General features: G+C 59.3%; 16 protein-coding genes and 1 pseudogene. 11 read left to right on the top strand and 6 right to left on the bottom strand.

Annotation, left to right across the window (positions count from 1 at the left end):
- Positions 1 to 110: 110 nt before the first annotated feature.
- Positions 111 to 1,262 carry an alpha/beta hydrolase gene (locus MME58_RS15970; protein WP_082427455.1) on the bottom strand — a complete coding sequence of 384 codons (1,152 nt, stop codon included), beginning with the start codon at positions 1,260 to 1,262 and terminating at the stop codon, positions 111 to 113.
- A gap of 167 nt (positions 1,263 to 1,429) precedes the next feature.
- Here MME58_RS15970 and MME58_RS15965 point away from each other — a divergent pair, with 167 nt between their 5' ends.
- From MME58_RS15965 to MME58_RS15950, 5 genes and pseudogenes are all read left to right on the top strand, one after another.
- The gene (locus MME58_RS15965; protein WP_055006157.1) at positions 1,430 to 2,521 is read left to right on the top strand and encodes a sugar diacid recognition domain-containing protein; all 1,092 of its coding nucleotides are present in this window, start codon (positions 1,430 to 1,432) and stop codon (positions 2,519 to 2,521) included.
- 111 nt (positions 2,522 to 2,632) lie between these two features.
- Positions 2,633 to 3,772 (top strand): glycerate kinase, encoded by a 1,140-nt coding sequence (locus MME58_RS15960; protein ID WP_055006158.1) that lies wholly within the window; start codon positions 2,633 to 2,635, stop codon positions 3,770 to 3,772.
- A gap of 178 nt (positions 3,773 to 3,950) precedes the next feature.
- Positions 3,951 to 4,721, top strand: a pseudogene (locus MME58_RS27860) (MCP four helix bundle domain-containing protein); the annotation flags it as partial.
- Positions 4,710 to 5,576, top strand: coding sequence for a methyl-accepting chemotaxis protein (locus MME58_RS27855; RefSeq protein ID WP_375233016.1), 867 nt, complete (start codon positions 4,710 to 4,712; stop codon positions 5,574 to 5,576). The pseudogene MME58_RS27860 and the gene MME58_RS27855, both read left to right, overlap by 12 nt.
- Positions 5,577 to 5,701: 125 nt before the next feature.
- The gene (locus MME58_RS15950; RefSeq protein ID WP_055006160.1) at positions 5,702 to 6,946 is read left to right on the top strand and encodes a D-mannose isomerase; all 1,245 of its coding nucleotides are present in this window, start codon (positions 5,702 to 5,704) and stop codon (positions 6,944 to 6,946) included.
- Between the two features lie 35 nt (positions 6,947 to 6,981).
- Here the strand turns inward: MME58_RS15950 and MME58_RS15945 are convergent, their stop codons facing one another.
- Positions 6,982 to 8,070, bottom strand: a complete 1,089-nt coding sequence (locus tag MME58_RS15945) for an AbrB family transcriptional regulator (protein WP_055006161.1) — start codon at positions 8,068 to 8,070, stop codon at positions 6,982 to 6,984.
- A gap of 106 nt (positions 8,071 to 8,176) precedes the next feature.
- On the opposite strand from MME58_RS15945, the gene MME58_RS15940 reads away from it, so the two are divergent.
- Entirely contained in the window at positions 8,177 to 9,079 is a 903-nt protein-coding gene (locus tag MME58_RS15940) for a LysR family transcriptional regulator (protein WP_055006162.1), read from the top strand.
- 35 nt (positions 9,080 to 9,114) lie between these two features.
- On the opposite strand, the gene MME58_RS15935 is transcribed toward MME58_RS15940, so the two are convergent.
- On the bottom strand, positions 9,115 to 9,645 hold the full coding sequence (locus MME58_RS15935) for a nucleoside 2-deoxyribosyltransferase (protein ID WP_055006163.1): 531 nt from the start codon (positions 9,643 to 9,645) through the stop codon (positions 9,115 to 9,117).
- Between the two features lie 169 nt (positions 9,646 to 9,814).
- On the opposite strand from MME58_RS15935, the gene MME58_RS15930 reads away from it, so the two are divergent.
- On the top strand, positions 9,815 to 11,518 hold the full coding sequence (locus MME58_RS15930) for a VRR-NUC domain-containing protein (protein ID WP_055006164.1): 1,704 nt from the start codon (positions 9,815 to 9,817) through the stop codon (positions 11,516 to 11,518).
- Here MME58_RS15930 and MME58_RS15925 read toward each other — a convergent pair.
- Together MME58_RS15925 and MME58_RS15920 are read right to left on the bottom strand one after the other, a co-directional pair.
- The gene (locus MME58_RS15925; RefSeq protein WP_055006165.1) at positions 11,494 to 11,793 is read right to left on the bottom strand and encodes a hypothetical protein; all 300 of its coding nucleotides are present in this window, start codon (positions 11,791 to 11,793) and stop codon (positions 11,494 to 11,496) included. The genes MME58_RS15930 and MME58_RS15925 overlap by 25 nt on opposite strands.
- Before the next feature lie 97 nt (positions 11,794 to 11,890).
- Positions 11,891 to 12,175, bottom strand: coding sequence for a hypothetical protein (locus MME58_RS15920; RefSeq protein WP_054987245.1), 285 nt, complete (start codon positions 12,173 to 12,175; stop codon positions 11,891 to 11,893).
- Between the two features lie 518 nt (positions 12,176 to 12,693).
- On the opposite strand from MME58_RS15920, the gene pstS reads away from it, so the two are divergent.
- The 4 genes from pstS (at position 12,694) to pstB (ending at position 16,456) form a co-directional block, all read left to right on the top strand.
- Entirely contained in the window at positions 12,694 to 13,719 is a 1,026-nt protein-coding gene (pstS, locus tag MME58_RS15915) for a phosphate ABC transporter substrate-binding protein PstS (protein ID WP_055006166.1), read from the top strand.
- Positions 13,720 to 13,800: 81 nt separating this feature from the next.
- Positions 13,801 to 14,796: a phosphate ABC transporter permease subunit PstC gene (gene pstC, locus MME58_RS15910; protein ID WP_055006167.1), complete on the top strand. Its 996-nt coding sequence runs from the start codon at positions 13,801 to 13,803 to the stop codon at positions 14,794 to 14,796.
- Entirely contained in the window at positions 14,793 to 15,677 is an 885-nt protein-coding gene (gene pstA / locus MME58_RS15905; protein ID WP_054987242.1) for a phosphate ABC transporter permease PstA, read from the top strand. The genes pstC and pstA overlap by 4 nt, the downstream gene beginning before the upstream one ends.
- Positions 15,677 to 16,456, top strand: coding sequence for a phosphate ABC transporter ATP-binding protein PstB (gene pstB, locus MME58_RS15900; RefSeq protein WP_002553918.1), 780 nt, complete (start codon positions 15,677 to 15,679; stop codon positions 16,454 to 16,456). Before pstA ends, pstB begins: the two co-directional genes overlap by 1 nt.
- Here the strand turns inward: pstB and MME58_RS15895 are convergent, their stop codons facing one another.
- Positions 16,457 to 17,386: a LysR family transcriptional regulator gene (locus MME58_RS15895; RefSeq protein ID WP_054987241.1), complete on the bottom strand. Its 930-nt coding sequence runs from the start codon at positions 17,384 to 17,386 to the stop codon at positions 16,457 to 16,459.
- Positions 17,387 to 17,493 lie beyond the last annotated feature (107 nt).

The raw sequence follows: 17,493 nt of genomic DNA, 5'->3' as shown, positions 1-17,493 counted from the left end.
TGAAACAGGCCGTGCAGCCGCAGAAATGTGATGCCCGAAAAAACGCCTTTCGCAAACAGGTTCGCGTCTACGGATCTCGCTGGCGATGATACAAGGCAGGCGGTTGCGTACTACGGTGTTGCGTTCAGTACGCCGAGCATCACCTCGGTCTGCCACTCGAAATACGGGTTGAAGGTCAGGCGTGCATGGATCTTGCCCGGTTCGGTATAGCCCCAGTCCGAATACCACACCGACGCGCCCGCCATGCATTGCGCAGTGTCCGCGGTGCTCTGGCCGTTCCAGCAGATGCGCTGGCTGCCTGATACGCCGTAAAGCGGATTGTCCGGTGAGAAAAGCAGACCCATGTGTGAAAAGCGGCTGATGCGATAGTCCGCCAGGGAGTCCTTGCGGGCCTTGACTCGTGTTGTTTCAGCGGCGCGAGCGGGCAGCTCGCCGTACCAGATCAACTGACTGGCCGGATGGCTGAAGCGCTGGCTGAAGGTGTCCAGTACATAATCGGTGTCGAGCACCGAGTCATGCTCGGCGATGGCAATGAACACCGGTTTGTCATAGCGCCGCTGATGCAGACGGGCCTGGGCCAGCGCGCTGCTGCGATAGAACTGGGCAAACCCGTTGGTGGGCATGTTCATGTAGCGGACCGGTGTCTGCATCGGGCGCAGGCCGTCGTTGGGTGTGGCAAGCCAGGGTCTGGCCCAGCCGATCCATGGCGTCAGCCAGGCATAGCCGCTGTTGGAGCGAAAGGCCGGCGAGAACAGGATCAGCCCGGCGATGTCTTCGTGATCATAGGCATAATCGAGCACCAGATTGGCACCGGTCGAAAAGCCCCCGAGATACACCTTCGGCACTTCGCGACCGAGCTGTTGCACCTGCTCGCGGACTACCTGTTGCCACTGCTCCAGACGCACGTCGAGCATGTCTTCGGGTTTGGTCCCGTGCCCTGGCAGCAGCACGGTTCTTACCAGATAGCCTTGATCGACCAGCTTGCGCGCCACATCATGAAATGACCACGGCGAATCGCCCAGCCCGTGTACCAGCAGAACGCCACCTTTGAGCGCGCCGGTTGGAGTCCATTGCTGTGGTGCATTCCAGCCCAGCTCTGCCTCGTGGTCGGCAGTCTGGAAGTTGCGCTGCGTGCGCATCAGCTCGATGGTCTGCTGCCTGTAATCTTCAAAACGTATTGTCGGCTCTTCGCTCTCAGCCACCGACGTGCAGGCTTGCAGGGTCAACAGCGTCAGCAGACTGGCAAGTCGGGATTTGATCAAGAGGGGCCTGTGCGCACGTGTGGAGGTTCAAGGAGGCAAGGCAGGCACTCTGCCATGTACGTCGCGCTGGTGGCTACTTTCAGGCACACTCGGGCGTTCTATAACTTCAACAAAATGTATCCATATGCCTAACCATTGCAAGCTTCGTCCTGCATCCGGAGCCGCCCATGTTCGCCCTTGATCGAGCACTGGCTCAGGACATCGTCGACCGGGCCATGGCCATTCTGCCGTACAACGTCAATGTCATGGACTACCTGGGCATCATCATCGGCAGTGGTGATCCTGAGCGATTGTGTACCCGCCATGAAGGGGCACAGCGAGTGCTGGCCAACCGGCAAGTGGTAGAAATCGATTCACTGGCAGCGCTGCAGCTTGGCGGCGTCAAACCGGGTGTCAATCTGCCACTGATGCTCGATCATCAACTGGTGGGCGTGCTTGGCATCACCGGCGAACCGGACGAAGTGCGGGTGTATGGCGAGTTGGTGAAAATGACCGCCGAGATGCTCATGGAACACCGTCGTCAGCAGGCGGACCTTCAGTGGCGGGCACAACGCAGTGAAGACCTGCTGGCCCGAATGCTGTTGCCGGATTGCCCCGACAGCCTGGTGGATGAAGCGCGGCAGCTGGGTCTGCAGCCGCATGTGGCGCGTCAGGTGGTACTGATCCAGTTTGCCCCGCAGTGCCAGGTTGCCAGTCAGGTGGCAACCTGGCTGGGCACGCGTTACGCCGACAGCTGGTGCGTGCTGCGTGAGCCCACCTTGTTGTACTGGTGCCGAACGACAGGCAAGGAACGCGACGATGCACTGCTGCTCAGGCAGTTCGATGAGCACCACTGGCCTGTGTTGCGCATCGCTACCGTGGCTCAGTCTGCGGACCTGCCCGCCCTGCGCCATGCCTGTGCGGCGGCACGGGATCTGCTCGACTACGCCAGTCAGGCACGACCGGGTCAACGCTTGCTGCGTCTTGAAGCGCACCGTTTGCCAGTGCTGTTCTGGCGCTACCGTCACGACTGGCTGGCCGAAGACGTTGCCGAGCCGATTGGCCATTTGCACAATCACGTGCAACTCCTCGACACGCTGTGCAAATGGTTCGAGTACAGCGGCGAAAGCCAAGCGTGTGCAGAAGCCCTGGGCATCCATCGCAACAGCCTGCGCTATCGGCTGGAGAAGATCGGGGAGCTGACCGGCTGCGACCCTTACAAGACTGATGACCTGTTGCGCCTGTACCTTGGGGCGCAGATGACTATTCGTCACGACTAACCCGGGCTTTTGTTCAAATGCCTGATAACGGCGCTCGATCATTGTGCGAAGGGCTGGCGGCAAACCCGGTCCCGGATGAGAGCATGCGAGGATCGGATATGGAGAACAACAATGAAAATAGTTATCGCCCCCGACTCGTTCAAAGACAGCCTCAGCGCTCAGGCTGTTGCCGACGCGATTGCCAGTGGTCTGGCCGAAGTCTGGCCGAACGCCGAACTGATCAAATGCCCGATGGCCGATGGCGGGGAGGGCACCATCGAAGCGCTGCTGGCCGCCTGCAACGGCGAACTGATGAGCGCCAGTGTCAATGGGCCGCTTGGCACTCGCGTCGAGGCGCAGTGGGGCTGGCTGGCCGACAGCAGGACCGCAATCATCGAAATGGCCATGGCCAGTGGCTTGCAATTACTGACGCTGGCACAGCGTGACGCGTGCGTGACAAGCACTGAAGGCACCGGCCAGTTGATATCTGCCGCACTGGACGCGGGTGCTCGCCGAGTGATCCTGGCCATTGGTGGCAGCGCCACAAACGACGCTGGCAGCGGCATGCTTTCGGCGCTGGGCGCACGCTTTCTCGATGCCGACAACCAGCCCTTGCCGCCGGGCGGTCTTGCTCTTGCCCATCTGGCCCGTATCGATCTGAGCGGCTTCGACCCGCGCTTGTCCGACGTGTGCGTCGAGATTGCCGCTGATGTCGATAATCCACTCTGCGGGCCGAATGGCGCCTCGCATATCTTCGGCCCGCAAAAAGGCGCATCGGCCGAGCAGGTTGTGGCGCTGGACGACGCACTCGGGCGGTTCGCCGACCACACCGCGCAGACCTTCGGCCTTGACCAGCGCAACAGCCCCGGCAGCGGTGCGGCAGGGGGCATGGGCTTTGCCGCCAAGGCATACCTGAATGCCTCGTTTCGTGCAGGCGTTGACGTTGTTGCCGATCTGACCGGGCTGCAACAGGCGCTGACCGGTGCCGACCTGGTCATCACCGGCGAGGGCCGTTTCGACGCACAAACCCTGCGCGGCAAGACCCCTCTTGGTGTAGCGCGGCTTGCGCAGCGTCAGCACGTGCCGGTAATCGTACTGGCCGGTACGCTGGGTGATGGCTATGAGCAGCTATACCCGCACGGTATCGGCGCGGCCTTTGCGCTGGTCAGCGGGCCAATGAGTCTTGAACAGGCCTGTCGCGATACTGCCCGCCTGTTGCATGACCGTGCGCGTGACGTAGCACGGCTCTGGCAGCTGGCTGCTGGCAATTGATCAGGGTCCTCTGATCGGCGCTTCTTACAAGTAGTTCAGGGGCTGACCTGTCTTTGGAGTAAAAACCCTAAATGATCACCGGCAGACCTAAAGAATTGTCGGACAGGGACGATATGCTGTCGGTTGTCTGACAACTTCTCGTCAGGCACTGCCCTCCAAATATAAAAGAGCCCTGGTCATGAATCTACGCAAACTCACTATCGCTCGTCGTGCCGGTCTGGGTTTTACCCTCATTTCCCTGTTGGTGGCTTTGCTGGGATGGTTTGCCCTGGCGCAGATGTCCACCATTCGCCAAAGTGAAGTGGCGGTGGAGACCAACTGGCTGCCGAGCATGCGAGTGGTCAACGATATCCGTGAAATCATGTTGCGTATCCGGACCATCTCCCTGCGTATGGCGCTGGACACCGATCCTGCGAGTATCCCGACCTACCGTGGCCAGCTGGACGTGCGTCTGGGCGACCTGGACAAGAAGCTGGCGACGCTCAAGACCTTTGTCGACACCCCCGAAGAGCAGTCTCTGACCGACCAGTTCATGGTGACCATGGGCCAATACCGCAGCGCGCTGGATCGCTCTTTCGTTCTCGCCGGGCAGGGCGATGGCACCGGGCTGAACAAGCTGTTGCTGGTCGACATGAAGCAGATCGTCGACGGCTCCGGCAAGCAACTCGGTGACCTGGCCGATTTCTATGTCACCAAGGTCGACGCCGAAGGCAAGTCGGCCGAGGCCCAATACGACAAATCGCGTGACATCGTCATTGTCTTTGTCGTGCTCGCCGCGTTGTGCACCATCGGCCTGGCTCTTTGGCTGACCCGCAGCATCGTAGGTCCGCTGCAACGTGCGGTGACCGCTGCCGAGCAGGTTGCCAGTGGCGACTTGACCCACACCATCGAGGTGGACGGCGAAGATGAAGTCACCCGCCTGCTGCGTGCGCTGGCGATGATGCAGGTCAATTTGCGCGAAGCCATGCGCCACATCGGCAGCTCAGCCACCCAGCTGGCGTCGGCAGCTACGGAACTCAACTCGGTTACCGAAGACAGCTACCGCGGCTTGAACCAGCAGAATGCGGAGATAGATCAGGCCGCCACGGCGATCAACGAAATGACCTCGGCGGTAGAAGAGGTCGCGCGTAACGCGGTGTCCACATCGGATGCGTCCACTCAGTCCAGCAACTCGGCGCTGGCGGGGCAAACGCGGGTGATCGAGACGGTGCAGTCGATCCAGACACTGACCGACAACGTACAGGCCACCTCGACACTGGTACAAAACCTCGCCAATCAGTCTCAGGATATCGGCAAGGTGCTGGACGTGATCCGCTCGATTGCCGAACAGACCAACCTGCTGGCGCTCAATGCCGCCATCGAAGCGGCTCGTGCGGGTGAGTCCGGCCGTGGTTTTGCGGTGGTGGCGGACGAAGTGCGTGCACTGGCGCATCGCACCCAACAGTCGACGCTGGAAATCGACTCGATGGTCAATGCCATGCGCAGCGGTTCTGCTCAGGCCCTGGACTCGATGAACACCAGCCGCGACCGGGCCGACTCGACGCTGGCACTGGCCAAGGGCGCGGGCGAATCGTTGAGCGAAATCACCTCGTCGATCAATCAGATTTCCGAGCGTAACCTGGTGATTGCCAGCGCTGCCGAAGAGCAGGCGCAAGTGTCGCGTGAAGTCGATCGCAACATCGTCAACATCCGCGACCTGTCGATGCAGTCGACCCAGGGAGCCAACCAGATCAGTGCATCGAGCCATGAATTGTCGCGTCTGGCCGCCGACCTGAATCAGGTGGTCTCACGCTTCAAGGTGTAAAACCCTACATTGATACAGGTTGTGTCCGCTTGCCGACGAACGACCGGGCGCGCATTATGCCCTCGGTCGAAATGACCTCCGGTACAGTCTGGGCACAACCTTATCGAAGGGGGCGGCATCGCGTCATGGATAATAATAATCACACCTTCAGCAGCTGGCTGCGCTCGCCAGCCCACCACCAATGGCTGGCACTGGAAGGCAACCGTCTGTTGACCTTCGCCAAGGCTTCCAGGCTGGACAATGGTTTTGGCAGTCTTGATGACTACGGCCGTCTGATGGTCGGCGCCACGGCTGAGACCATGAATACCGCACGCATGACGCACTGTTTTGCCATGGCACATGCGCAAGGCATACCCGGCTGCGCAGCGCTGGTCGATCATGGTGTTGCGGCATTGCATGGCCCGTTGCGTGATGCCGAACACGGTGGCTGGTTCAGCGCCGCGCTCGAAGACGGCGGCAGAACCGATAAACAGGCTTATCTGCATGCTTTCGTTGCGTTGGCCGCCAGTTCTGCGGTAGTGGCGGGGAGGCCCGGGGCACAAGCATTGCTGTCCGATGCTATCCAGGTGATCCAGACCCGCTTCTGGAGTGAGCACGAAGGCGCCATGCGTGAGTCATTTGCTCGGGACTGGAGCGGCGAGGAGTCCTATCGCGGTGCGAACAGCAACATGCACAGCACCGAGGCCTTTCTCGCACTGGCCGACGTGACTGGCGATGCCCAGTGGCTCGACCGGGCGCTGAGCATCGTCGAGCGGGTTATCCATCAACATGCCGGTGCCAACCATTTTCAGGTCATCGAGCACTTCACCCGTGACTGGCAACCCCTGCCAGACTACAACCGTGAAAATCCGGCCGACGGCTTCCGGCCTTTCGGCACCACCCCTGGGCACGCCTTCGAGTGGGCTCGACTGTTGCTGCATCTGGAGGCTGCGCGTCGTCACGCCGGGCGTGCCAATCCCGAATGGTTGCTGGACGACGCACGCCAGCTGTTTGCCAACGCCTGTCACTACGGCTGGGATGTCGACGGTGCCCCCGGCATCGTCTACACCCTTGACTGGCAAAACGAGCCGGTAGTCCGTCATCGCCTGCACTGGACTCATTGCGAAGCGGCCGCTGCGGCCGCCGCGTTGCTTCAACGTACCGGCGAGCAGCAATATGAAGACTGGTATCGCTGTTTCTGGGAGTTCAACGAGACTCTGTTCATCGATCATGAGCATGGCAGCTGGCGCCATGAGCTGAACGAATGCAACGAGCCAAGTGCAGACATCTGGCCGGGCAAACCGGACCTTTATCATGCCTATCAGGCCACGTTATTGCCGGTACTGCCTCTGGCACCAAGCCTGGCCAGTGCTTTGGCGGGGCTGGAATGAACCGCGCGAGTTTAAGCGGAGCCTGAAATCGTCCATCAGAGCGCAGGGATGCGTTTGTCGGTCAGGCGGATAATCTGCCGGGCCAGGAAGCTGCCGGTCAGGATCACCCCGAACAGGCGCAGGGTCTGCATGGCCAGCACAAAACCGACGTCGGCATGCGTATCGATGGCAATGATAGCCATCGTATCCAGGCCTCCCGGACTGGTCGCCAGGTACACCGAGAGATAATCCTTGCCCATCATCGCTGCAATCAGCCAGGCCGACAGGGCGCAGAGGATGATCAACAGCAGTGAGGCCAGAATCATCATCGGCAGTCGCCGCCAGACGTATTGCACTGTCGGCCGGTCGAAACGCAGCCCGACATAACAGCCGATGGCGCCGTAACCGATCGGCAGCAGCCAGTCGGGAATGGTGATCTGCATTACGCCGCTCAGTTGCAGGGCACCGCCCAGCATCAAAGGCACCAGCAAGGCACCCGCCGGCAGACGCGCGCCCAGCGCTACGCCTGCCGCGATGACCGCCAGACTTAAAGCGAGATCAGCAGGGTTGAGATCCGGCAACGCGGCTGCGGTACTGTGCAGATTCGCGCCTGCGTCCGGTGCACCGATAAAATGGCTGACCAGCGCGCCGATGGTGACCACGCAGACGACGCGTACATATTGCATGGTGGCGACGATTCGCGAGTCTGCGCCGTAGTCTTCGGACATGGCGACCATCGCCGAGGCCGCGCCTGGAGACGTTCCCCAGGCGGCAGTGTTGCTCGGGATACCACCAAAGCGCACCAGCACCAGACCAACCGCTGCGCTCAGCACCACCGTCAGGATCGTGGCCAGCAGCATGACGTGCCAGGAGTGCAGGGCCGTGAGCAACACACTGACGGACATGGCATGCGCGATCAGAACGCCTACCGTGCCTTGACCCAACTGAAACGCCCGCTTGGGCATGCGAATGGTTGCTCCCGAGACACCGAAGCCGATGGCCACCAGCATAGGGCCGAGGAACATCGCGGCAGGCATATCGAACAGTTTAAGCAGTTGCCCGGTAGCACCTGCCAGCAGAATCAGTCCCGCCCATTGAGTCAGCGGGGGAAGGGTGGAAAGCGAATAACGTGAAGCGTGTGACAAGGACGTTCTCCTTGATTGGGGTGAATCACATGCGAACAGTATCGACTTCGTCATCCATCAAGTCTATTTTCTAATAATCATGAATTGATAACTTTGGTTGATAGATATGGACCTGCGCGATCTCACCTATTTCGAAACCATTGCCGAACTGGGCCACCTCGGACGAGCTGCGGAAAAACTCAATCGAAGCCAGCCTGCGCTGACAAAAAGCATCCAGCGCCTGGAAGAATCATTCGGAACACGGCTGTTTCAGCGTGACGGCAGGCGAATCAAACTGACCCCGGTAGGCGAACTGCTGCAGGCGCGAGGCAAGGAACTGCAACAGAGCATTGCCCAGACTCAACGGGAGGTTCGCGACTTCGCCAGTGGCATGGTGGGCAATATTCGCGTCGGCTGTGCCGCGACGATGGCGGAGTACCTGATGCCTAAACTGACATCGGCCCTGTTGCAGCGTACGCCGGATGTCACCTTCAAGCTGGTGATCGGCCAGGACGATCTGTTGCGTGAGTCTTTACGCTCGGGACAATTGGACATGATCATCTGTGCACTGGCACCCGACAGCGAGGATGTCACCAGTTTCGCCATACTCAGGGACGAAGCCGTAGTGGTTGCCAGCAAACAACACCCGATCTTCAAGACCTCGTTGAAGATGAGTGACTTGTGCGCGTACCGCTGGGTGTTGCCGCCGGTCAGCGTCTCATCGCGCAAGTGGCTGGATGCAACCTTTGCTGCCAACGGCCTGCCGCTGCCGACCGTGCAGATCGAGGCAAACTCGATCTCCCTGTTACCAGGGTTGATCGCCCAGAGCAATCTGCTGAGTTTCATCGCCCGCGAGTCGCTGGAGTTCGGCAAAACCATGCAACATCTGCGCGAAGTTCCGCTGGAGCAGACCACACTAAAACGTACCATCGGTGTGACTCTGCGCAAGGGCGGCTATCTGTCTCCAGCGGCAGAGGGCATGTTGCAGATGCTGCGTGACAACGGCGGTGATTTTCTCGGCTGGGGCTGACAAAAGGCATGCATAAAGACGGTCTCTTAGCCTGTTTATCTTTCTGCGGGCTCGTTCACAGGTATTCCCTGATGTTCGTCAAGGTACCGGGCCAGCGCCTCGGCACCCAGTTCCACCGTGGAACTGGTCCCTGCCCAACTGCAAGCGAGCATCAGGTTGCGTGGCAGGTCGAAGTCCTCGACCGTAAAGCCCTGAGGGTCCAACCCGCCTGCGTCATGAGGAACCAGCTCGCGCAACGACGGCACCGGTTCAAAATATGCCCACACCGGCTTGTTCAGTGCGACCGCCATACCGACTTCAAACGCGGTGCCCGAATCGGGTTCCAGACCCCGAAACACGTTCAGATTGACCAGCACGGCAGAGCAGCGGCGGATCATCGCGACATTCATGGCGTAGATCTGCTGCGCGGTTTCATGCGGCGTTCGCCCGGGCGTCACCTCATGGTCGAACGGGTACAAGCCTTCAAGCCCGTGAGCCGTGCACAACGCCTTGAGATAGCGGCCATACTCGACGGCGTCCGGGCGGAACACGTCGAAGCCTGCGAGATAAACCAGTGGCGCTTGCATACCCGACCCTCGGCTACAGATGTAAACCCGCCGATTCTACGGCTGACCGCCAGACCGTGATACATGCCATTGATCGGCCCACCGGCGATCAACAGGCATTCAGGCTGGAATCTGTACGGATAACCAGTATCCTTGGTCTGTCTGCTCATCTGTCATGTGAACGCTGGCCTTGAATACTGTACCTCTCGACAATCCGTTTTATTACCTGGAAAACTTCCGGCAGGCTCTCGGCTGGATCGCCCAGCGTTACGACGACCTGCTCGATGCCTGCGAGCGCCGCTTTATCAGCGAATTTGCCGAATTGCCCGTATCCGCCCAAGGCTTGCTGGTACGCATGGTGATGCGCAAGGGCGTATTGTTTCGGGCCAGCAAGCTGAATTATGTCGAGATTGGCGACCCTCATGGGGCAGTGCTGCCGCTGCTGGAGCATGGCTGGGTCGCTGCCAGCCCCCCACTGGAATTGAGCGAGCTGTTCCAGTTGCTGCGCCGGGACGAGCTTGACCAATGCTTCAAAGCCCATGCAGTCAAAGGCCAGGAGCGCAAGCAGGCGTTGCTCGAGCGCTTGCAGCCGTTGTACGAAGCGCCGCAGTCACTTGAGCAATGGCACCCGGCATTGCCTGACGCCGTATTCGCGCTGACCATCATGCCGCTCTGTGACCGCCTGCGATTGTTGTACTTTGGCAATCTGTACCAGGAATGGTCGGAATTCGTGCTGGCTGATCTGGGCATCTACCGCTATGAAAAAGTCGAGTTTTCGCTGGAGTCGCGTGCCATCAACCAACGCGCCGACATCGATGTGTGTGTGCAATTGCATGCCTGCCGAGAGGCGCTGGATACCTGTATCGAACTGCATGCGCTGGCCGGGCAGGTCATTGCGATCCAGTGCAGTAATCCCTGGTTGCAGATGCGCCGCGGCAAGCTGCTGTTCCGCATCGGACAACAGGCTGAGCGCCTGCAGGACTGGTCCCTGGCGATGACCGTGTACCGGCAATCCAGCTACCCCGGTGCGCGTTCACGGCAAATCCGCGTGCTGGAACGTAACACCGAGTACGCGGCGGCCATGGCCCTTGCAGAACAGGCCCGGCTCGCCCCGGAGAGTGACGCCGAGGTCCAGCACCTGTCGCGCGTGCTGCCCCGGCTGCAGCGCAAGCTGGGTCTGGTTGCCGAGCGCGGGCGCTCGGCGCGGGTCGTCTCGCGGCTGGATGTACAGGTGGTGCCATTGGCGGGGGTGAGCGTCGAGCGTCTGATACGTCTGCACCTTGAAGAAGAGCAGGGCGGGGAAGTGCATTACGTCGAAAATTCGCTGATCAATTCCCTGTTTGGCTTGCTGTGCTGGCAGGCAGTTTTCGCTCCTCTGCCAGGTGCTTTCTTTCATCCCTTCCACAGCGCGCCCAGCGACCTGTACAGCCCGGATTTCTACCAGCGCCGGGTGGCATTGTTCGATGCCTGTCTGATGCAACTGGAGTCAGATGAGTACCTGACGACCATTCGCGAGCATTTTCAGAGCAAGCACGGCCTGCAATCGCCCTTTGTGTTCTGGGGTACGCTGACACCCCAGTTGTTGGAGCAGGCACTGCACTGCCTTCCCGCAGAGCACTTGCTTCAGTGGTTTCGTCGCCTGCTGCAGGATATAAAAGCCAATCGGACCGGTATGCCGGATCTGATCCAGTTCTTCCCGGAGCAGCGGCGCTATCGAATGATCGAGGTAAAGGGGCCGGGCGACCGCCTTCAGGATAACCAGCTACGCTGGCTGGACTTCTGCGCCGAACACGGGATGCCGGTGGCAGTGTGTTATGTGCAGTGGGCGGCTGAAGGCGCTGTCTCGGTCACCGAGGACCTGGCCCGCCATCAAGGTACTTTGTGCCCGTCCTGACGGTCGTCATGATTGGCGTCGTGCGGCTGTTTCAAATCGTGAGGTTTGTTACCGGGACCGTCGTATTTTCCGGGTAACGGGTCCATGCCTTTGGTGCCCGGGCCTGTGCCTGGTGCGCCAGGGCTGGTCCCGTCGACATTCTTTTCCGCGCCGGTGCCAGGCACCTTCGGCCCATCGCTGGGGTTTGTAGAGCCGGTCGAACCTGCGAAGGCGCTTGTGCCGGACAGAGCCAGCAGTGCTGCCAGGCTCAGTGCTCCCAATCTATTCCTGATCATGATGCAACCTCCATTAGTACAGCGGATGAGACGTTGCTGCAAACGCTATTGCTGATCGGCGAGCAGAGCGTGGAGCCTGCTCGCGTCAGAAGCCTGATTACTGAGTCTTGGTCTTTTCAGTAACATTGCTCTTGTCATGTGTGCCGTGAGCGCCTTTGTCGTGGTTCATCGACTTTTCAGCAGCTGCTTTTTTACTGTCGGTCTGCGCGCCAGGGGTTTCGGACGAGGTGCGGTCCATTGGCTGGGTGTTGGTACCCGGCAGCTTGGTCGCGTTCTTGTTGATCGGCGTTTCGGGTGTCGTAGTCGATTCAGCAAAGGCTGCACCTGAAGCTACAGCCATCAGGCCTGCCAGGGTGAGGGCAGTCAGTTTGGTCTTGATCATGATGCTTACTCCGTTGTTTTAAAGTACCCACGTTGGTCATTGGCCAGTGGCCATAGGTGCCGTTGAACCCGACGAACGGTAGTCATACCTGACGCTGCCCGGTCAATGCCGCACTTTATCAATCAGCACTGTGGAACCTGTCGTGTTCGGATACATGCATAGATTTGATCAGTGCTGATAGAACATTTTTAAGTTGATTTAGCTATAACGTGACCACCTGGTCAGCTTCTACGATTCTTAAAATCATACTTTCTTACATTTTTATAACGTGGCTGGCGTTTGGCTATCTATCGATTGATGGCAAAAAGCTATTTAGCGTTACTGGTCAATATTTTGCCGTAAACATTGGGCGAAACGGAGGTTTTTAACGCTGACGACGTAGGAAATCACCTACAAAAAAGTTCCGTAGCTGACACGATTCGTTGGATTGTCATGAAACAGCAACATTTCAGGTTTTAAATCCGCCTCGGGCCTCCCTAACTGGGCCACCACACAATCTCCTGGACTGAGGTATTACCGTGATACTGCTGACTAAAAAACGCTTGTCGCTTCTGATCGCTTCGCTGTGCCTCAGCGGTGTGGCCCACGCGACTGATGTAACCGGCGCTGGTTCGAGTTTCGTTTTCCCGGTTATTTCGGCGTGGTCCCAGGACTACAGCAAAACCAAGGATAACCGCATCAACTATCAGTCCATCGGTTCGGGTGGCGGTATCGCCCAGATCAAGGCAGCGACTGTTGACTTCGGCGCATCCGACGCACCGATGTCCGCTGAAGACCTGCAAGCAGCTGGTCTGGGTCAGTTCCCTAGCGTCATCGGCGGTATTGTACCGATCGTTAACGTGGAAGGCGTTGAAGAAGGCAAGCTGAAACTGGATGGCCCGGTCCTCGCCAAGATCTTCATGGGCGACATCAAGAAGTGGAACGACCCTGCAATCGTCGCGCTGAACCCTGACTTGAAAGATCACCTGAAAGATATGGCGATCACCGTCGTTCACCGTTCGGACGGTTCGGGTACCACTTACAACTTCACCAACTACCTGAGCAAAGTCAGCCCGGAGTGGAACGAAAAGCTGAAATTCGGTTCGACCGTGCAGTGGCCAGCCGGCGTGGGCGGCAAGGGTAACGAAGGTGTTTCGGCCTACGTTAAGCAGATCAAGGGTTCTATCGGCTACGTCGAGTACTCCTACGCGACCGTCAACAAGCTGTCCTACACCCAGCTGAAAAACGCTGCCGGCCAATTCATCAAGCCTGATGCCAAGGCTTTTTCTGCTGCTGCTGACTCGGCCAAGTGGGAAGATGCCAAGGACTTCAACCTGATCATGACCAACGCACCGGGTGACAAGGCGTGGCCGATCACCGCGACCACCTGGATCATCATGTACAAGAAAGCCAAGAACGAAGAGAAAAGCGCGGCGGCTTTCGACTTCTTCAAGTGGTCCCTGGAAAACGGTCAGAAGCAGGCCGAGAAACTGGAATACGTAGCATTGCCTAAATCGCTGGTTGACCGCGTGGAAAGCTACTGGAAAACGGAATTCACCAAGTAAGTGATTCAACCCGTACCACCCCTGTCATCAGCCGCGATATCGGCCCGGTGACAGGGGCTTTTCCTTGCGAGTGGCCTCAACATGACTGAAAACACCCAATACCTGTCCGCTAACGTCTCCGCTGGTGAGTCCGAGGGCGAGAAGCGCGCCAAACGGGATCATCGTCATGACCTGTGGTTCAAGCGTTCATTGCAGGCCGCAGCGATGCTGGTGCTTGCTTTGCTGGGTTGTATTGCCTTGTCGACCCTGTGGGGCGGCAGTCTGGCATTCCAGACTTTCGGGTTTGGCTTTCTGACCAGTACCGAGTGGGACGTGAACGCCGGCAAGTTCGGCGCGCTGGTTCCTATCTATGGCACCCTGGTTACCTCTTTTCTGGCTCTGCTGATCGCCGTACCGGTGAGTTTCGGCATTGCGATTTTCCTGACCGAAGTGGCGCCGCCCTGGTTGCGCATGCCGATTGCCTCGGCCATCGAACTGCTGGCGGGGATCCCGTCGATCATTTACGGCATGTGGGGACTGTTTGTCTTTGGCCCGTTCATGGCTGAGCACATGTCGCCCTGGATCACCGAAAACCTCGGCGCTCTGCCACTGATCGGCCCGATGTTCCAAGGCCCGCCGCTGGGTATCGGCATGCTGACTGCCGGTATCGTGCTGGCCATCATGATCACGCCGTTCATTACCTCGGTCATGCAGGAAGTCTTCCGCACTGTGCCCGTAGCGCTCAAAGAGTCGGCGTACGCATTGGGCGGCACCACGTGGGAAGTGGTCTGGGACATCGTCCTGCCCTACACCCGTTCGGCAGTGGTCGGTGGTGTGTTTCTGGGACTGGGACGTGCGCTGGGCGAAACCATGGCGGTGACCTTTGTACTGGGCAACGCCCATCAGTTCTCGGCGTCGCTGATGATGCCGAGCAGTTCTATTGCTTCGGTGATCGCCAACGAGTTCAACGAGGCGTATACCGACTTGCACCGTTCGGCACTGATCGCGCTTGGCTTCCTGTTGTTTGTCGTTACCTTCATCGTGCTGGCCCTCGCACGTCTGATGCTGTCGCGCCTTTCGCGTAAGGAGGGGTTATGAGTAAGGATGTGACGGGCAGCGAGCGGCTGTATCGGGTTCGCAGTTTCAAGAACAAGATTGCGATGGTGCTCAGTTGCAGCGCCACCGCATTCGGTCTGCTGTGGCTGGTCTGGATTCTCCTGACCACCATCATCAAAGGCATCGACGCACTCAATTTGCAGCTGTTCACCGGCATGACTCCGCCGCCTGGCACCGAGGGCGGTCTGGCCAACGCGTTCTATGGCAGCGTGCTGATGTCGGGCATCGGTCTGTTGATCGGTACGCCGATCGGTCTGATGGCCGGCATCTGGCTGGCCGAGTTCGCTCGCTACACCAAGCTGGGCAATGCCGTGCGCTTCATCAACGACATTCTGCTGTCGGCACCTTCCATCGTGCTCGGCCTGTTCGTCTACACGGTTGTGGTACTGCCGCTTAACGCGATGACAGGCCATCAGGTCGGCTTTTCCGCCTTGGCAGGTGCTCTGGCGCTCGCCTTGCTGGTCATCCCGGTGGTGGTGCGTACCACCGATGAAATGATGCAACTGCAACCCTCGACCATGCGTGAAGCTGCGCTGGCGCTGGGTGTGCCGCAATGGAAGCTGACCCTGCAAATCGTCTTGCGCGCCGCCAAGGCAGGTGTGGTGACCGGCGTATTGCTCGCCTTGGCACGTATTACCGGCGAAACCGCGCCGCTGCTGTTCACCGCTTTCGGCAACCAGTTCTGGAGCAGCGATCTGCTCAAACCAATCGCCAGCGTTCCGGTGGTGGTTTTCCAGTACGCCATGAGCCCGTTCGATGACTGGCACTCTCTTGCATGGGCCGGTGCGCTGGTCATGACGTTGTTCGTACTGATACTGAGTCTGCTGTCTCGCTTAATTCTTTTGCGCAATAGGGCGTCCTGATGAACAACCTTTCCCTGGCCAACGAAAAAACCAAGATCCAAGTACGCGGTCTGGAGTTTTTCTACAACAACCAGAAGTCGTTGAAGTCCATCGACATGACCATCCCAGAGAAGCGCATCACGGCGATCATCGGCCCGTCGGGTTGCGGCAAATCGACCCTGCTGCGCGTCTTCAACCGTATCTACGCGATGTACCCGAAGCAGGAAGCGCGTGGCGAAGTGTTGCTCAACGGCGAGAATATCCTGGCCCCGGGTTACTCGATGAACCGCCTGCGCAGTCATGTGGGCATGGTTTTCCAGAAGCCGGTGCCGTTTCCCATGTCGATCTACGACAACATTTCCTACGCCATCAAGCACCACGAAAAGCTGTCGCGCCGTGAAATGGAGGATCGCGTCGAACAAGCATTGCGTGGCGCAGCGTTGTGGGACGAGGTGAAGGACAAACTCAAGCAGAGCGCGACCGGTCTGTCCGGCGGTCAACAGCAACGCCTGTGCATCGCCCGCACCATTGCGTTGCGCCCGCAGGTGCTGTTGCTCGATGAGCCCACTTCGGCACTCGATCCGATCTCGACAGGACGTATCGAACAGCTGATCACTGAGCTCAAGGAGCAGTTCACCGTGATCATCGTGACCCACAACATGCAGCAGGCGGCGCGTTGCTCCGACTACACCGCCTTCATGTTCATGGGCGAACTGATCGAACACGGCGACACTGACACCATCTTCACCAAGCCCTCCAAGACCCAGACCGAAGATTACATTACCGGTCGTTTCGGCTGATCAACCGGCCAGGGCGGGTGCCTCCCGGCGCTCGCCCATGAACTCCTCGATCCTGCTGCGCAGCCAGCGTTCGGCAGGATCGCTGTCCATCACACTGAGCCAGGCCATCGACAGATCCAGCCCTGGGGTAGGGAAGGGCAGCGGCTCGTCATACAGCAAACCCAGCGCGCTCATCGCGCTTGCTGCGTAGTCGGGCAATCCGGAAATCATGTCAGTGCCTGCCATGAGCGCGGGCAGGGTTGCGAACTGCGGCACCGACAGAACCACCTGGCGCTTGCGACCCAGCGCGGTCAGCCACTCATCCGAAAAGCTGCTGACACTCGCCACATGCGATACCACGACATGCGGGCGCGAGCAGTACTCGTCCAGACTCATGGGCCCTGACGGCTTGTCGGCGCGCACCAGCCGTGGCTGTATGTTGCGCAGAGTCTTGCGCTTGGCGTTGGCGGGCAGCTCGCGGGTCATGCAGACGCCGACGGTGATGTCGCCGGCCATCAGCACCTCGGAAATATTCAAGTAATCGACGTGCTTGACCACGATCACCACGCCCGGTGCTTCCTCGCGAATAGCCTTGAGCATAGCCGGCAGCAAGCCGAACTCCACATCATCGGTCAGGCCGATGCGGAACGTCATTTTGCTCACCGACGGGTCGAAGTCGGTGGTCAGGCTCAGCGCTGTAGACATGGCATCGAGTGCCGGTGTCAGGTGCTTGAGGATCTCATGGGCGCGTGCGGTCGGTTCCATGCGGTGGCCGACGCGGATGAACAGCGGGTCGTTGAGCAGGTTACGCAGGCGGTTCAACGCGGCGCTTATCGTGGGCTGGCCGAGAAACAGCTTTTCTGCGGCTCGGGTAACGTTACGCTCCTGCATCAATGTCTCGAAGACCACCATCAGGTTAATGTCGGCCTTGCGCAGTTCATTTCGATTCATTGCTGTTCCTTGGCATCAGACCCGGCTGACTACGACGGCCCGTAACGGACGGCCCAGTCTAGGCAAGCGCGGCAGGAGGCGTCCAGCATTTTGCCCGAGCCGGGCTG

It is taken from the genome of Pseudomonas syringae pv. tagetis, from assembly GCF_022557255.1.
In the GTDB taxonomy this organism is placed as follows: domain Bacteria; phylum Pseudomonadota; class Gammaproteobacteria; order Pseudomonadales; family Pseudomonadaceae; genus Aquipseudomonas; species Aquipseudomonas caricapapayae.
The sequence above is the reverse complement of the archived record's forward strand: the minus strand, read 5'-3'. Positions and strand labels throughout refer to the sequence as shown.

Excerpts from the sequence above, each read along its gene's own strand:
- pstC (WP_055006167.1), top strand. The coding sequence starts at position 13,801 with ATGACTGAAAACACCCAATACCTGTCCGCTAACGTCTCCGCTGGTGAG.
- MME58_RS15935 (WP_055006163.1), bottom strand. The coding sequence starts at position 9,645 with ATGCAAGCGCCACTGGTTTATCTCGCAGGCTTCGACGTGTTCCGCCCG.
- MME58_RS15965 (WP_055006157.1), top strand. The coding sequence starts at position 1,430 with ATGTTCGCCCTTGATCGAGCACTGGCTCAGGACATCGTCGACCGGGCC.
- pstA (WP_054987242.1), top strand. The coding sequence starts at position 14,793 with ATGAGTAAGGATGTGACGGGCAGCGAGCGGCTGTATCGGGTTCGCAGT.
- MME58_RS15950 (WP_055006160.1), top strand. The coding sequence starts at position 5,702 with ATGGATAATAATAATCACACCTTCAGCAGCTGGCTGCGCTCGCCAGCC.
- MME58_RS15960 (WP_055006158.1), top strand. The coding sequence starts at position 2,633 with ATGAAAATAGTTATCGCCCCCGACTCGTTCAAAGACAGCCTCAGCGCT.
- MME58_RS15940 (WP_055006162.1), top strand. The coding sequence starts at position 8,177 with ATGGACCTGCGCGATCTCACCTATTTCGAAACCATTGCCGAACTGGGC.
- MME58_RS15925 (WP_055006165.1), bottom strand. The coding sequence starts at position 11,793 with ATGATCAGGAATAGATTGGGAGCACTGAGCCTGGCAGCACTGCTGGCT.
- pstB (WP_002553918.1), top strand. The coding sequence starts at position 15,677 with ATGAACAACCTTTCCCTGGCCAACGAAAAAACCAAGATCCAAGTACGC.
- MME58_RS15920 (WP_054987245.1), bottom strand. The coding sequence starts at position 12,175 with ATGATCAAGACCAAACTGACTGCCCTCACCCTGGCAGGCCTGATGGCT.
- MME58_RS27855 (WP_375233016.1), top strand. The coding sequence starts at position 4,710 with ATGATGCAGGTCAATTTGCGCGAAGCCATGCGCCACATCGGCAGCTCA.
- MME58_RS15895 (WP_054987241.1), bottom strand. The coding sequence starts at position 17,386 with ATGAATCGAAATGAACTGCGCAAGGCCGACATTAACCTGATGGTGGTC.